The 14,365-nt window shown below is 61.4% G+C and carries 14 protein-coding genes; 10 read left to right on the top strand and 4 right to left on the bottom strand.

Annotated elements, in window-relative coordinates; genetic code table 11:
• Window positions 1-206 precede the first annotated feature (206 nt).
• The 4 genes from H3L91_RS03875 to H3L91_RS03860 all read right to left on the bottom strand — a co-directional run bounded on the left by H3L91_RS03875 (window position 207) and on the right by H3L91_RS03860 (window position 3,916).
• Window positions 207-896 carry an aspartate/glutamate racemase family protein gene (locus H3L91_RS03875; protein WP_007342212.1) on the bottom strand — a complete coding sequence of 230 codons (690 nt, stop codon included), beginning with the start codon at window positions 894-896 and terminating at the stop codon, window positions 207-209.
• A 161-nt stretch (window positions 897-1,057) separates the two neighbouring features.
• The gene (locus H3L91_RS03870; protein WP_007342211.1) at window positions 1,058-2,017 is read right to left on the bottom strand and encodes a siderophore ABC transporter substrate-binding protein; all 960 of its coding nucleotides are present in this window, start codon (window positions 2,015-2,017) and stop codon (window positions 1,058-1,060) included.
• 484 nt (window positions 2,018-2,501) lie between these two features.
• On the bottom strand, window positions 2,502-3,176 hold the full coding sequence (gene radC, locus H3L91_RS03865) for a RadC family protein (protein WP_007342209.1): 675 nt from the start codon (window positions 3,174-3,176) through the stop codon (window positions 2,502-2,504).
• A gap of 269 nt (window positions 3,177-3,445) precedes the next feature.
• A complete protein-coding gene (locus tag H3L91_RS03860; protein ID WP_007342207.1) occupies window positions 3,446-3,916 on the bottom strand; it encodes a YchJ family protein in 471 nt (156 codons plus the stop codon).
• 140 nt (window positions 3,917-4,056) lie between these two features.
• On the opposite strand from H3L91_RS03860, the gene gshB reads away from it, so the two are divergent.
• The 10 genes from gshB (at window position 4,057) to bamA (ending at window position 14,359) form a co-directional block, all read left to right on the top strand.
• On the top strand, window positions 4,057-5,007 hold the full coding sequence (gene gshB / locus H3L91_RS03855) for a glutathione synthase (RefSeq protein WP_007342206.1): 951 nt from the start codon (window positions 4,057-4,059) through the stop codon (window positions 5,005-5,007).
• A gap of 116 nt (window positions 5,008-5,123) precedes the next feature.
• Window positions 5,124-5,534, top strand: a complete 411-nt coding sequence (locus H3L91_RS03850) for a diacylglycerol kinase (protein WP_007342205.1) — start codon at window positions 5,124-5,126, stop codon at window positions 5,532-5,534.
• Window positions 5,535-5,662: 128 nt separating this feature from the next.
• Window positions 5,663-6,169: a copper chaperone PCu(A)C gene (locus H3L91_RS03845; RefSeq protein WP_040658738.1), complete on the top strand. Its 507-nt coding sequence runs from the start codon at window positions 5,663-5,665 to the stop codon at window positions 6,167-6,169.
• Window positions 6,170-6,332: 163 nt separating this feature from the next.
• Window positions 6,333-6,890 (top strand): ribosome recycling factor, encoded by a 558-nt coding sequence (gene frr, locus H3L91_RS03840; RefSeq protein WP_007342203.1) that lies wholly within the window; start codon window positions 6,333-6,335, stop codon window positions 6,888-6,890.
• Window positions 6,891-6,926: 36 nt separating this feature from the next.
• On the top strand, window positions 6,927-7,673 hold the full coding sequence (gene uppS / locus H3L91_RS03835; RefSeq protein ID WP_007342202.1) for a polyprenyl diphosphate synthase: 747 nt from the start codon (window positions 6,927-6,929) through the stop codon (window positions 7,671-7,673).
• Window positions 7,674-7,677: 4 nt separating this feature from the next.
• Entirely contained in the window at window positions 7,678-8,445 is a 768-nt protein-coding gene (locus tag H3L91_RS03830; RefSeq protein ID WP_007342201.1) for a phosphatidate cytidylyltransferase, read from the top strand.
• Between the two features lie 15 nt (window positions 8,446-8,460).
• Window positions 8,461-9,216 carry an SIMPL domain-containing protein gene (locus H3L91_RS03825; RefSeq protein WP_007342200.1) on the top strand — a complete coding sequence of 252 codons (756 nt, stop codon included), beginning with the start codon at window positions 8,461-8,463 and terminating at the stop codon, window positions 9,214-9,216.
• Between the two features lie 104 nt (window positions 9,217-9,320).
• Window positions 9,321-10,550, top strand: a complete 1,230-nt coding sequence (gene ispC, locus H3L91_RS03820) for a 1-deoxy-D-xylulose-5-phosphate reductoisomerase (protein ID WP_007342199.1) — start codon at window positions 9,321-9,323, stop codon at window positions 10,548-10,550.
• 35 nt (window positions 10,551-10,585) lie between these two features.
• Window positions 10,586-11,947 (top strand): RIP metalloprotease RseP, encoded by a 1,362-nt coding sequence (rseP, locus tag H3L91_RS03815; RefSeq protein WP_007342198.1) that lies wholly within the window; start codon window positions 10,586-10,588, stop codon window positions 11,945-11,947.
• A 3-nt stretch (window positions 11,948-11,950) separates the two neighbouring features.
• Complete coding sequence (gene bamA / locus H3L91_RS03810) at window positions 11,951-14,359, top strand: outer membrane protein assembly factor BamA (protein WP_007342197.1); 2,409 nt, start codon at window positions 11,951-11,953, stop codon at window positions 14,357-14,359.
• Window positions 14,360-14,365: the final 6 nt, after the last annotated feature.

Here is a 14,365-nt window from a genome sequence, read left to right as displayed (position 1 = left end):
CGGTATTTGTCCGTCGGGCATCAATGCCCGGCCTGCCCGCACCGCAGTCATTCCCGCGCAGGCCGTAGGTCGGATTCTCGAATCCGACAATCAGGCTCGGGCGCGGGTGTTTTTCCTTGCGGGAAAATGTCGGATACAAGTATCCGACCTACTGGTTTCAGACGGCGTTTTCTGTTTTTCAGGCTGCCTTTCGGTTTCGGACGGCCTTACGCCAGTGCCGCGTCCACCGCCGCGAGCGCGTGGATGGCGGTGCTGTCGAACACGGGCAGCGGGCTGTTTTTTTCGTTCACAATCAGGCAGATTTCGGTGCAGCCGAGGATGACGCCTTGTGCGCCTGCGTCTTTCAGACGGACTATCACGTGTTGAAAATATGCCGCCGATTCGGGTTTGATTTGGTTCAGGCACAATTCTTCAAAAATAATGCGGTGGATTTCGTCCTGTTCCTCATCGTCGGGGACGATGGTCTGCACGCCCTGCGCGGCCATGCGTTCGGTGTAGAAGCCGTCGCTCATGGTAAAGCGCGTGCCGAGCAGGCCGACGGCGGACAGTCCTTGTTTTTTGATGGCGGCGGCGGTGGCATCGACGATGTGCAGCAGCGGGATTTTGACGGCGGCTTCGATGGCGGGGGCGACTTTGTGCATGGTGTTGGTGGCCAAGAGCAGCAGATCCGCGCCTGCGGTTTCGAGTTTGGCCGCGCTTGAGGCCAGCACGCATCCTGCCGCCGCCCAGTCGCCGCTTTTCTGCAAACGGACGATTTCTTCAAAATCCACGCTGTGCATCACGATGTCGGCACTGCGGTTGCCGCCGAGCCTGCGGTTGGTTTCGCGGTTGATCGCCTGATAGTACAAAACGGTGCTTTCGGGGCTCATGCCGCCGATGATGCCGATAGTTTTCATGTTTGTTCCTGATGTTTTGTTTGAGGACGGGCACGGTGGGCGGGCATAAATGTCCGGCCTGCCTGCCGGTTTCCCGGCTGAAGCCCGCAGACGAATCCGGCGTGAAAACGCTTTTCAGACGGCCTCAACAGGGTTTGAGGCCGTCTGAAAACAGGCAAAAGCTACTTGGCCGCGTCAAACGCGTCTTTAAGCTGCTTGGTCGAGTTCAACAGCTCCTGCGCGCCGCCGGTGGCGAGATAGGTTTCCGGCAGCAGGTACACCACCTGGCCTTTTTTCCAGGCCGTTGTTTCGGCGATCAGCGGGTTGTCCAAAACGTCTTTGGCCGCCTGCCCTTCCTCGCCGATGGCGGCGGTGCGGTCGAGCACAAACAGCCAGTCGGGGTTTTTCTCCTTCACATATTCAAACGACACCGGCTGGCCGTGCGAACCCTCTTTGATGGACGCGTCCACCGGTTTGATGCCGATGTCGCCGTGTATCCAGCCGCCCAGCCGCGACTGCGCACCGAAGGCCGAGAGTTTGCCGCCGTTCACCAGCAGCACCAGCCCGCTGCCCTTGCCCTCGGCCGAGGCTTTGGCCGCCGCGAAGGCTTGGTTGATTTCGGCTTTGAGCGCGTCGGCCTCGGCCTGTTTGTTGAAAATCCTGCCGTAGGCGTCGATGCGCTCGTCCGCGCTTTGGCGCATCCTGTTCGAGTCGATGGTCATCTCGATGGTGGGCGCGATTTTCGCCAGCTCGTCGTGCGCCTTGGCCATGCGCCCGCCGATAATGATGAGCTGCGGCTTGTAGGCGTTGAGGGCTTCATAGTTCGGGTCGAACAGCGTGCCCGCCTTCACCGCGTCTTTCAGCGGCGCGTCCAGATAGGCCAGCCCCTGCGAATCCACCGACGCACCGATTTTCACGCCCAGCTTGGTCAGCGTGTCGATCGCGCCCAAATCGTACACGGCGACGCGCTCGGGGTTTTGCGGCACCACCGCCTCGCCGCGCAGGGTCTGCACCGCCACCGAACCGGCCGGCACGCTCTGCACCGCCGCAGCGGACGACGCGCTCTGCGCGTTTTCCTGCCCGCCGCAGGCCGCCAGCGCGGCGGCGCAGCACAAAGTCAAAACGGTATGGCTCAATTTCATCACAAACACTCCTGAAAATTAGGGAAAAAACACGGTAGGCCGTCTGAAAACCGCGTTTCAACACAATGGAAACGCTGCGGCGACGCAGCCGGAACAGCACAAAAAACCCCGCCCCCGCAGCGGTGGGGACGGCGCAAGGTTCAAAATAAGAGCCATTTTCACATAAAAGCGCAGGGTTTGACAATGCGGGGCGGGTTTTATCGTGCCGCGATGCAAACGCAGGCATCGCGCCGACCACGCAGATGCGGCGCGTGAAGCAGGATGTGCGGCGCGGCGGCGTGCGCGTTCTTTGCCGTTCAGACGGCCTATTCCATCAACCCATGCCGAACCTAAGGTAGGGTGTGTCGCCCCAAGGCGACGCACGCATTCCCCGCCGCCCAACAAATCCGCGCGTTTCCCCCAAAGTCCAAACCGCGTGCGTGGCTGCGCCACACACCCTACATCAACAACAGAGGCCGTCTGAAAACCCAACACGGGCAAAACCCTACACCAGCCCGCGTTCGGCGAACGACACCGCCCGCTGCGCGGTGATGACGAAATGGTCGAGCAGGCGCACGTCCACCAGTTCCAAAGCCTGTTTCAGACGGCCTGTGAAGGCGATGTCGGCCTCGGAGGGTTCGGGCGAGCCACCGGGGTGGTTATGGGCGAGGATGAGGGCGGCGGCGTGCCGGTCGAGGGCGAGTTTGACCACTTCGCGCACGTACACCGCGTTTTCCGCCACCGTGCCGCGCGCGAGTTCCACGCAGTCGATGAGGCGGTTGCGGCTGTTGAGCAGCAGGGCGAGCGACACTTCCACGCGCTCGTGTCCCAGTTGCAGGCGCAGGAAGGCGGCGGCGGCCTGCGGATCGGACAGCAGCTCGCCTTCGCGCAATTCTTCGGCCAGCACGCGGCGGCCGATTTCGCGCACCACGGCAAACTGGGTGAAGCTGGCCTGCCCCATGCCTTTGTGCCGCACCAGCTCGCGCTCGGGCGCGCTCATCAGGCGGCCGAGGCTGCCGAACTCGTTTAACAGATAGCGCGCCAGGTCCACCGCGCTCATGCCCTTGATGCCGGTGCGCAGCAGCACGGCCAGCAATTCCGCGTCGCTCAACGCGCCCGCGCCGAGGGCGGAGAGCTTCTCGCGCGGGCGTTCGCCTTCCGGCCAGTCTTTGATGCTCATCGCGGGTATTCCTTATATAGTGAAAACAATAAAAAACAGTTGCTTGCGCCGGTAACGTGCATTCGGTTTTTGCAGCAGGGCGTGTGGTGCAAACCGCGCACGCGTTCCCTGCCGCTGCAACAAATCCGTGCTTTTCACCCGACAATCCAAACCGCGTGCGTGGCTGCGCCACACACCTTACATGCGCGGCAGAGGCCGTCTGAAAAAACAAAATCCGATTTTGGCTGCGCCGAAGCTGCGCTTTCAGACGGCCTCAAAGCCGCCCTGCCCTACCCGCAGAAAAACCGCCCGCAGCATTGTTTGAACTTTCTGCCCGAGCCGCACAGGCACGGGCTTTGCGCGGCGGGCAGCGGCACGGTGGGGTCGATGAAATACCAGCGGCCGCCCTTGCGCACGAAAGCGGAAAGCTCACGGTGCGCCTGCCGCGTGCCGTCTGCACCCGCGTAGAAGGCGGAAAATTCCACTTGCGCGTGGCGCGTGCCGACGTTTTGAAAACCGTGGATTTCCAGCCCCAGCCACTGCGTCTGCCTGCCCCACGCGGCGATGGCGGCGGCATCGAGCAGCGGCTGCTGGGCGGGCACGGTGGTGTGCACAATGTAGTCAAACCGGTGCAAAACATAGGCGGCATAGCGCGAACGCATCAGCGCGGGGGCGTCGGCTGCGGGCGCACCCTGATGCAGCGGGCGGCAGCAGGCGGCGTAAGGCAGATCGGATTGGCAGGGGCAGGCTGTGTTTTCCATGTGTTTTCCTGTTTTCGGAAACGTCATCCCCGCACAGGCGGGACGGCCTTTTTCAGACGGCCGCAGTATAGCAGCCGCGCTGACGGCGGCAGGCGTTTCTTGCTATCATGCCGCCGTTTTTTCACACAGGAGCAAGGCCGATGGACATCCTCTTTATCGCCGACCCGATGGCCGGTTTCAAAACCTATAAAGACACCACCTATTCGATGATGCGCGAGGCGGTGCGGCGCGGCCACGCGCTGTTCCACACGCTCGCGGGCGAATTGTTGGTGAAGGGCAATCAGGTGTACGCGCAGGCCGCGCCCTTCGATTTTCTCGGCGCAAAAGACGACAACGACCACGCCTGGTTCCGCGCCGCAAGCCCCGTTCGGACGGCCTTGACCGCGTTTGACGCCGTCATCATGCGCACCGATCCGCCGTTTGACATGCAGTATCTCTACGCCACCCAGCTCCTCACCCTAGCCGCAAGCCACGGCGCAAACGTGTTCAACAGCGGGCAGTCCATGCGCGATTTCAACGAAAAACTGGCCGTGCTCAACTTCCCGCAGTTCGCCCCGCCCACCATCGTTACCACCCGCGCCGCCGACGTGCGCGCCTTTCTGGCCGAACACGGCGACATCATCGTCAAACCGCTCGACGGCATGGGCGGCATGGGCATCTTCCGCCTCACCGCGCACGACCCCAACATCGGCAGCATTCTGGAAACCCTGATGCGGCTGGAAACCCGCACCATCATGGCGCAGCGTTACCTGCCCGACATCGTGAAGGGCGACAAACGCGTGCTGGTCATCGGCGGCGAAGTTGTCCCCTACGCTCTGGCGCGGATTCCGCAGCAGGGCGAAACGCGCGGCAACTTGGCGGCGGGCGGGCGCGGCGTGGCGCAGGAACTGTCCGAACGAGACCGCGAAATCGCCCAAACCCTCGCCCCCGAACTGAAACGGCGCGGCATCCTGCTGGCCGGTTTGGACATCATCGGCGAGCACCTCACCGAAGTGAACGTAACCAGCCCCACCGGCTTTCAGGAAATCACGCAGCAGAAGGGTTACGACGTGCCCGCCCGCTTTATCGACGCGCTGGAAGCGGCGGTTTGAACAGGCTTTGAGGCCGTCCCCGCCTGCGCGGGGATGACGTTTCTGAAAACACAAAAACGGCTTTTCAGACGGCCTCAAAGCCGCTTCCCGATTTCTTACTTATATAGGGAACACGTATGCAAGACCCCAAACCCGACAGCTACGCCGCGCAAATCAAAGGCAAAACCGGCCTGCGCCGCATCGCCAACGCCTGCGGCTACTCGCGCGACGGCTTCAAAGCCGCCTGCGAGGAACAGGGCTTCCGCCAGCTTCTGTGGCTCAATATCCCGCTTGTCGCCCTCACCTTCTTTTTGCGCTTCGGCACGGCCGCGCAGATGGTGCTGATCACCGCCTCCTTCCTGTGCCTCATCGTCGAACTGTTCAACACCGGCGTGGAAGCGGCCGTCGACCACACCTCGCTGGAAAAACACCCGCTGGCCAAACGCGCCAAAGACGTCTGCTCGGCCGCGCAAACCGTCTCCCTCGCCCTGCTCGCCCTCTTGTGGCTCACCGCCCTCTGGCGCGAATACGGCTTCGACCTTTTTTGAGTTCGGTCAAACTTTCCCCTTGCGCTGATACCGTATAACAGATTATAGTTTCCGCGTCAGCACAGCCTCCCGCAAACGCAAGGCCGTTGTCGGCGTTTTTTAAACCGTGTTTTGAAAAGGAAAGCAGTATGAAAAAATTGTTCGCAGCAGCAGCGATGGTCGCAATGTGTCAGGCCGCTTTTGCCGAAGGCGTGGTCGCCCAAAACTCTTGGGCGCGCGAAACCGTCGGCGGCATGAAAAACGGCGGCGTGTTCCTTGATTTGGAAAACGACACCCCCAAAGACATCGTCCTCGTCGGCGGCACCAGCCCCGTGGCCAAAAGCGTGGAAATCCACGAACACGTCCACGCCGAAATCACCGACCCGAAAACCGGCCAGAAAGCCATGGGCATGAAAATGCAGCCCGTCCCCGGCGGCCTGAAAGTCGCCAAAGGCGAAATCGTCTCCCTCAAACCGGGCAGCTACCACGTGATGCTGATGGGCTTGAAAAAACCGCTCAAACCGGGTGACAAATTCCCCGTTACCCTGAAATTCAAAGGCGCGAAAGACCAAACCGTACAGGTTGAAGTGCGCGCCAACGACGCAGGCGCGAAAGGCGGCATGCAGATGGATCACGGCCACGGACATGCCCACTAATCCCGTCCCGACGGTATAAAAGGCCGTCTGAAAACCCACAACCGGCGTTTCGGGGTTTTCAGACGGCCTTTCCTTTACCCGCGCCGCATGGCAGCTTGCCCACCACCCGAAAGCAAGGTAGTATCCCGCCTTTCGTTTTTTTAAGAATCATGCAGAGACACCAATGATCAACGACATTCAGAAAACCGCCGAAAGCAAAATGCAGCGTTCCCTGGAAGTATTGAAAGAAAACCTCGCCAAAGTGCGCACCGGCCGCGCCCACACCGGCCTGCTCGACCAGGTGGAAGTGGAATACTGGGGCAGCATGGTGCCCGTCAGCCAGGTCGGCAGCGTAACCCTGCTGGATGCCCGCACCATCGGCGTCAAACCCTTTGAAAGCGGCATGGCCGCCAAAATCGAAAAAGCCATCCGCGATTCCAATCTGGGGCTGAACCCCGCCTCCGTCGGCGACCTCATCCGCGTCCCCATGCCCATGCTCACCGAAGAACGCCGCAAAGACCTCATCAAAGTGGTGCGCGCCGAAGCCGAAGAAGGCCGCGTTTCCATCCGCAACGTGCGCCGAGACGCCAACGACCACATCAAAAAACTATTGAAAGACAAAGAAGTTTCCGAAGACGAAGCCCGTCGCGGCGAAGAAGCCGTGCAAAAGCTCACCGACAAATACACCGCCGAAGCCGACAAAATCCTCGCCGCCAAAGAAGAAGACCTGATGGCGGTGTAAAGGCCGTCTGAAAGCGCGTTACCCGAAAGACTTTCCGTGAAAAGCAGCACCCAGGCCATTCCCGAACACCACAGCATCCCCCGCCACATCGCCGTCATCATGGACGGTAACGGACGCTGGGCGAAAAAACGCTTCCTGCCCCGCGTGATGGGACACAAAAAAGGCTTGGACGCACTGGAAAACCTGTGCGCCGAATGCTCGGCCGCAGGCGTGCAGTACCTCACCGTCTTCGCCTTCTCCACCGAAAACTGGCGCAGGCCGCCCGACGAAGTGGGCTTTCTGATGGGGCTGTTTTTGCAGGCGTTGCACAAACAGGTGCAGCGGATGCACGAGCACAACATGCGGCTGAAAGTCATCGGCGACCGCAGCCGCTTCAACGCCGAAATCAATGCCGGCATCGAAGCCGCCGAACGCCTCACCGCCGCCAACAGCGGCCTCACGCTCACCATCGCCGCCGACTACGGCGGCCGCTGGGACATCTTGCAGGCCGCCAACAAACTGCTGGCCGCAGGCAAAACCCACATCGGCGAGAGCGATTTGAACGCCGAACTGATGCTCGGCGACGCCCCCGAACCCGACCTCTTCATCCGCACCGGCGGCGAAATGCGCATCAGCAATTTCCTGCTGTGGCAGATGGCCTACGCGGAACTCTATTTCACCGACACCCTGTGGCCGGACTTCGACAAAAAAGCCTTCCAAGCCGCAATCGCCTCCTTCCAAAAACGCGAACGCCGCTTCGGCCGCACCTCCGAACAGCTGCCGCAGGAACAGCAGAGAAACTGAACCCATGTTGAAACAACGCATCATCACCGCCCTCGTCCTGCTGCCCGTCATGCTGGGCATGCTGTTTTGGGCATCCGACGCCCTGTGGGCGGCCTTCTGCGCCCTGGCCGCCCTGCTCGCCCTGTGGGAATACACCCGCATGACCGGCATCGCCGAAACCGCACGCACGCCGTATCTTGCCGGTACGGCGGTTTTCATGCTGCTGGCCGCCGCCGGATACTGGACGCTGCCCGCCGTCGGCTGGATTGCCGTATTGGCGTTCTGGATCATCGCCATGCCCCTGTGGCTGAAAAACAAATGGAAGCTGCGCGGCGGCTGGCCGGCCTTCGCTACCGGCTGGATGCTGGTGCTGCCCTTCTGGTTCGCCCTCACCGCCCTGCGCGCCGACATCGGCGCACTGCCGCTTTTGGGCATCATGGGCGTGGTGTGGATTGCCGACACCGCCGCCTATTTCAGCGGCAAAGCCTTCGGCAAACGCAGGCTTGCTCCCGCCATCAGCCCGGGCAAAAGCTGGGAAGGCGTGGCCGGCGGCCTCTTGGCGGTGCTGGTTTACCTGGCCTGCTGGTTCGGCTTCAACCTCACCACGCTCGCCGTCGGCGTCGTGCTCACCGCCGCCAGCGTCTGCGGCGACCTGCTCGAAAGCTGGTTCAAACGCGCCGCAGGCGTCAAAGACAGCGGCAGCCTGCTGCCCGGCCACGGCGGCGTGTTCGACCGCATCGACGGCCTGATTGCCGCCCTCAGCGTGTTCGCCGCCGTCTATTTCCTGTTTTAAACTGCAAAGGAGCGGATGATGCCGTCTGAAAACCCCAAATCCGCACTGCCCGTATTGGGCGTGCTGCTTGCCGCCGGACTGATGGCGGCGGCCTTTATCCTCGGCGTACAGTTCAAAAACTTCCGCCAGCCCGGCACGATTACCGTCAAAGGCTTGGCGGAAAAGAACTTCCAGTCTGACAGCGCAACTTGGCGCAGCGGCGTCGCCCTGCACGGCGACAGCTACCAGACCGTGTTGGACGCGCTTTCCGGCGAAAGCAAGAAACTGACCGCCTTCCTGAAAAAACAGGGCTTTGACGACACCGAAATACAAACCGGCCTGCCGCAGGTGGAGCGCGTCTACAAAGACATCCGCAACGAACAGGGCGAAATCGTCGGCCGCAGCCCCAACGGCTACGACGGCACGCTGCACATCACCGTCAACACCAAAAAGCTGGACAAAATCCAGGCCGCGCAAACCGCCATCCGCAGCCTGCGGGCGAAAAACGACTTTATCGAATTCGATGCCCCGCAATACCTGCTCGGCAACCTCGAAACCATCAAACGCGACCTGATCACCCACGCCGCCGAAGACGCGCAAAAACGCGCCGCCGAGTTCGCCAAAACCGGCGGCGGCAAAGTCGGCGCGATGCGCTCCGCCTCGCAGGGCTCGTTCAACATCTATTCCGACAAAGGCAGCAGCGAAGAAGAAGACTACGGCGGTACCTACGACAAATCCACCGTCGGCAAACAGGTGCGGCTGGTGGTAACCATCGAATACGCCATCGACTAACCCGTTTTCAGACGGCCTCCAAGCAGACAGAGGCCGTCTGAAAACGCAGCAAGCAAAGCAACAAACGCCCGCCGTTTTTCAGACGGCCTCAAAAGAATAAAAACATGCCCCAAACCCTCACCATCCTCGGCAGCACCGGCAGCATCGGCGAAAACACACTCGATGTGGTTGCGCGCCATCCCGACCGCTTTTCCGTTTTCGCGCTGGCCGGGCATACGCAGGTGGCAAAGCTGGCCGCGCAATGCCGCCGTTTCCGTCCCGAATACGCCGTTGTCGCCGATGCGGAACACGCCGCGCGTTTGGAAAACCTGTTGCGCGAAGCCGGTGTCGGAACCCAAGTGCTGCACGGCGCGCAAGCCCTAACCGACATCGCATCCGCCGACGGCGTGGACGGCGTGATGTGCGCCATCGTCGGCGCGGCGGGGCTGCCTTCCGCGCTGGCGGCGGCGCAAAAAGGCAAAACCGTTTATCTGGCCAACAAAGAAACCCTGGTCGTATCCGGCGCGCTGTTTATGCAGACCGCCCGCGCCCACGGCGCAACCGTGCTGCCGGTCGACAGCGAACACAACGCCGTGTTCCAAGTATTGCCGCGCGACTACACAGGCCGTCTGAACGAGCACGGCATCCTCTCCATCATCCTCACCGCCTCGGGCGGCCCCTTTCTCGACACCGACCCGGCTGCGTTCGAGCACATCACCCCCGAGCAGGCGATAAAACACCCCAACTGGCGCATGGGCAGGAAAATTTCCGTCGATTCGGCCACCATGATGAACAAAGGCTTGGAGCTGATCGAGGCGCACTGGCTGTTCGACTGCCCGCCCGAGAAACTGGAAGTGGTCATCCATCCGCAGTCGGTGGTGCACAGCATGGTGCGCTACCTCGACGGCTCGGTGCTGGCGCAGCTGGGCAACCCCGACATGCGCACGCCGATTGCCTACTGCCTCGGCCTGCCGCAGCGCATCGAATCGGGCGCGGCAGCATTGGATTTCGCCGCCCTGTCCGCGCTCACGTTCAGACAACCCGACTTCGCCCGCTTCCCCTGCCTGAAACTGGCCTACGAAGCGATGAGTGCCGGCGGCGGCGCGCCCTGCGTGCTCAACGCGGCCAACGAAGTCGCCGTCGCCGCCTTTCTCGAGGGCAGAATCCGCTTCACCGACATCGCCCGCACCGTGGCGCACTGCTTGGACGGCGGCTTCTCAAACGACACCGGCAGCCTCGACAGCCTGCTCGAAACCGACGCGCAAACGCGCCGGCGGGCGCAGGCGTTTGCAAACGGCCTAAACCGTCGAACCGTGTTTTCAGACGGCCTCCTCACCGGTACAGAGGCCGTCTGAAAACATAAAAAACAAACTACTCCTAGGGAAAAACCTTGCTGTCTTTTTTATCTGACGCATTATTCACCGTCGCCTCCTTTATCGTCGCCATCTTGCTGCTGGTCAGCCTGCACGAACTCGGTCACCTGCTTGTCGCCCGCTGGTGCGGCGTCAAAGTGCTGCGCTTTTCCGTCGGCTTCGGAAAACCGTTCCTCACCAGGCGTTGGCGCAACATCGAATGGTGCCTCGCGCCGATACCGCTGGGCGGATACGTGAAAATGGTGGACACCCGCGAAGGGAAAGTGGCCGAAGCCGACCTGCCCTTCGCCTTCGACAAACAGCACCCCGCGAAAAAAATCGCCGTGGTTGCCGCCGGCCCGCTCACCAATCTAGTACTGGCCTTCCTGCTGTACAGTTTCAGCTTTTCCTTCGGCATAGACGAAACCAAACCCTATGTCGGCACGGTCGAACCGCACAGCATCGCCGCGCAGGCCGGTTTCCGTCCGGGCGACCGCATCGGCGCGGTCAACGGCGAACCCGTCGCCAGCTGGGGCGACGCGCAAACCGCCATCGTGCTGGATTTGGAAGCGGGCAAAGTCGCCGTGGCCGTTACCGACGAAGCGGGCAAGGCCGCCGTGCGCACCATCGACATCGCCGGAACGCAGGCCGCGTCCGACGTGGCGAAAAACAACGGCTACATCGGCCTCGCCCCCTACCGCATGACCAAAACCATCGCCAAGGTCGTGCCCGACAGCCCCGCCGCGCGCGCCGGACTCAAAGAAGGCGACACCCTCGTCTCCGCCGACGGCCAAGCCATCGCCGACTGGCTCTCGTGGACGGAACTGGTGCGCCAAAGCGCGGGGCGCAAAATCGACATCGCCTACCTGCGCGGCGGCCAAACCCTGTACGCCGCCGTGCGCCCCGAAGCCGAACGCGTCGGCGGCGGGCTGGTCGGCCGCATCGGCCTGATGGCGCAGACCGATAAAGTGTGGGACAAAGAAGTCCGCTTCCGCTATCATCCGACCCTTGCCGAATCGGTGAAGCTCGGCTGGCAGAAAACCACCGGCTACATCGGCCTCACCGTCCGCTTTTTCGGCCGCCTGCTCGGCGGGCAGGCTTCGCTGCAACACGTTTCCGGCCCGCTGACCATCGCCGACGTGGCCGGCAAAACCGCCGCCATGGGCTGGCAGCCCTATATCGAATTCCTTGCCCTGATCAGCATCAGCCTCGGCGTGATGAACCTCTTGCCCGTGCCCGTGCTCGACGGCGGCCATCTGGTGTTTTACAGCTTTGAATGGCTGCGCGGCAAACCGCTTTCCGAAGGCATACAGTCCGCCGGCCTGCGCATCGGGCTGGCACTGATGCTGATGCTGATGGTTTTGGCCTTTTTTAACGACATTACCCGTTTGTTTGGATAAATTATGAAAATGAAAAAACTCACCCTCGCTTTGATGATGCTGGGCCTGTCCCTGCCCGCCGCAGCCGATTTCACCGTCCGCGACATCCGCGTCGAAGGCTTGCAGCACACCGAACCGGCCACCGTGTTCACCTACCTGCCCGTCAAAGTGGGCGACACCTTCCGTGACGGACAAAGCGAGGAAATCATCAGCAACCTCTACGCCACCGGCCTGTTCGACGACGTGCGCGTCGAAAGCATGGGCGACCAGCTCCTGCTCACCGTGGTCGAACGCCCCGTCATCGCCAGCTTCGAGGTCAGCGGCGGCAAGCTGATCCAGAACGACGCCATCAAGAAAAACCTCGACGCCTTCGGCTTGGGACAGTCCCGCCCCTTCAACCAGGGCCGTCTGAACGAAGCCGTGGCCGGATTGAAAGAAGAGTATAAAAAACAGGGCAAATACGGCGTGGAAATCACCCCCGAAGTTACCCGTCTGGCACGCAACCGCGTGGCGGTGCAGCTCAAAATCGACGAGGGCAAAACCACCACCATCAACGACATCGAGTTTGAAGGCAACCAACGCTATTCCGACCGCCGCCTGCGCCGCCAGATGTCGCTGAGCGAAGGCGGCATGTTCACCTGGCTGACCAAGTCCAACCGCTTCAATTCCGACAAATTCTCGCAGGATTTGGAACGCATCACCGACTTCTACCAAAACAACGGCTACTTCGATTTCCGCATCGTCGACACCGACGTGCAGATGAGCGCGGATCAGAAACACCAAACCATGAAAATCACCGTTTCCGAAGGCCAACCCTACCGCTGGGGCAAAGTGAGCATCGAAGGCGACACCCGCGAAGTGCCCAAAGAAGAACTCTACCAATACCTGAAAATGAAGGAAGGCCGCAAATACGAGCGCGCGCAGATGCTTGAAAGCCTGGAAAAAATCCAGCAGGCCATGGGCACGGCGGGCTACGCGTTCAGCGAAGTGAACGTCATCCCCCAGCCCAACCGCGACACCGGCGTGGTGGACTTCGTGTTGCAGGTCGAGCCCAACCGCAAAGTCTATGTGAACAAAATCAATATCTCCGGCAACAACAAAACCCGCGACGAAGTGGTGCGCCGCGAGCTGCGCCAGATGGAGGCCGCGCCCTACGACGTGTCCAAGCTGCAACGCTCCAAAGAACGCGTCGAACTTTTGGGCTATTTTGACGACGTGAAATTTGAAGTCAAACCCGTGGAAGGCACGCCCGACCAGGTGGACGTGGACATGAGCGTCAACGAACGCGCCACCGGCTCGCTCGATTTGAGCGCGGGCTGGGTGCAGGACACCGGCCTGGTTATGGCCTTCGGCGTGGCGCAGGACAACCTGTTCGGCACAGGCAAATCCATCTCCGCCCGCGTCTCCCGCAGCAAAACCACCAATAACGCCTCTTTGTCGTTCACCGACCCCTACTTCACCCCCGACGGCGTGAGCCTGGGCTACGACCTCTACGGCAAAACCTACGACCCGCGCAAATCCTCTTCCTCCACCACCAGCAACAACCGCTACAAAACCTCCACAATCGGCGCGGGCATCCGCATGGGCGTGCCGGTAACCGAATACGACCGCGTCAACTTCGGCCTCGGCGCGGAGCACATGCAAGTGGAAACCTTTGCCGGCGCACCGAAACGCTACCGCGAATTCATTGAAAAATACGCCAAAAACCAAACCGGCGGCATCGGCAAATACAAAGGCTGGACGATTAAAGGCAGCGTCGGCTGGGGGCGCAACAAAACCGACAGCGCGCTGTGGCCGACACGCGGCTACGTCATCGACGCCAACCTCGAAGGCGGCCTGCCCGGCGGCGATCTGCTGTATTACAGCCTGACCCACAACCAAAAATGGTTCTTCCCGCTGAGCAAAAACTTCACCCTGATGCTCGGCGGCTCGGTGGGCACCGCCGACGGCTACGGCAAAACCAAAGACCTCCCCTTCTTCCAAAACTTCTACGGCGGCGGCCTCGGCTCGGTACGCGGCTACGAAAGCGGCACGCTCGGCCCGAAAGTGTACGACGTAGACGGCGACAAAATCAGCTACGGCGGCAACAAAATGCTCTCCGGCACAGCCGAGCTGCTGTTCCCCTTCCCCGGCATCAAAGACAGCCGCAGCGTCCGCCTGAGCCTGTTCGCCGACGCGGGCAGCGTGTGGGACGGCAAAACCTACAACGATTCCAGCAGCGACCCGCTGGGCGGCAGAACCGTGCAGAACGTGTACGGCGTGGGCAACAGCCACCGTTCCACCTTCAAGGAAGAGCTGCGCTACTCCGCCGGCGCGGCGGTAACCTGGCTCTCGCCCCTGGGGCCGATGAAGTTCAGCTACGCCTACCCGATTAAGAAAAAATCCACCGACGAAATCCAACGCTTCCAATTCCAGTTGGGTACCACGTTCTAAACTGTT

The organism is Neisseria bacilliformis, from assembly GCF_014055025.1.
In the GTDB taxonomy this organism is placed as follows: Bacteria; Pseudomonadota; Gammaproteobacteria; order Burkholderiales; family Neisseriaceae; genus Neisseria; species Neisseria bacilliformis.
This window is presented reverse-complemented; position numbering and strand designations above follow the sequence as displayed.

Coding starts and splice junctions, on each gene's coding strand:
- H3L91_RS03875 (WP_007342212.1), bottom strand. CDS start 896: ATGAAAACTATCGGCATCATCGGCGGCATGAGCCCCGAAAGCACCGTT.
- H3L91_RS03870 (WP_007342211.1), bottom strand. CDS start 2,017: ATGAAATTGAGCCATACCGTTTTGACTTTGTGCTGCGCCGCCGCGCTG.
- radC (WP_007342209.1), bottom strand. CDS start 3,176: ATGAGCATCAAAGACTGGCCGGAAGGCGAACGCCCGCGCGAGAAGCTC.
- H3L91_RS03860 (WP_007342207.1), bottom strand. CDS start 3,916: ATGGAAAACACAGCCTGCCCCTGCCAATCCGATCTGCCTTACGCCGCC.
- gshB (WP_007342206.1), top strand. CDS start 4,057: ATGGACATCCTCTTTATCGCCGACCCGATGGCCGGTTTCAAAACCTAT.
- H3L91_RS03850 (WP_007342205.1), top strand. CDS start 5,124: ATGCAAGACCCCAAACCCGACAGCTACGCCGCGCAAATCAAAGGCAAA.
- H3L91_RS03845 (WP_040658738.1), top strand. CDS start 5,663: ATGAAAAAATTGTTCGCAGCAGCAGCGATGGTCGCAATGTGTCAGGCC.
- frr (WP_007342203.1), top strand. CDS start 6,333: ATGATCAACGACATTCAGAAAACCGCCGAAAGCAAAATGCAGCGTTCC.
- H3L91_RS03830 (WP_007342201.1), top strand. CDS start 7,678: ATGTTGAAACAACGCATCATCACCGCCCTCGTCCTGCTGCCCGTCATG.
- H3L91_RS03825 (WP_007342200.1), top strand. CDS start 8,461: ATGATGCCGTCTGAAAACCCCAAATCCGCACTGCCCGTATTGGGCGTG.
- ispC (WP_007342199.1), top strand. CDS start 9,321: ATGCCCCAAACCCTCACCATCCTCGGCAGCACCGGCAGCATCGGCGAA.
- bamA (WP_007342197.1), top strand. CDS start 11,951: ATGAAAATGAAAAAACTCACCCTCGCTTTGATGATGCTGGGCCTGTCC.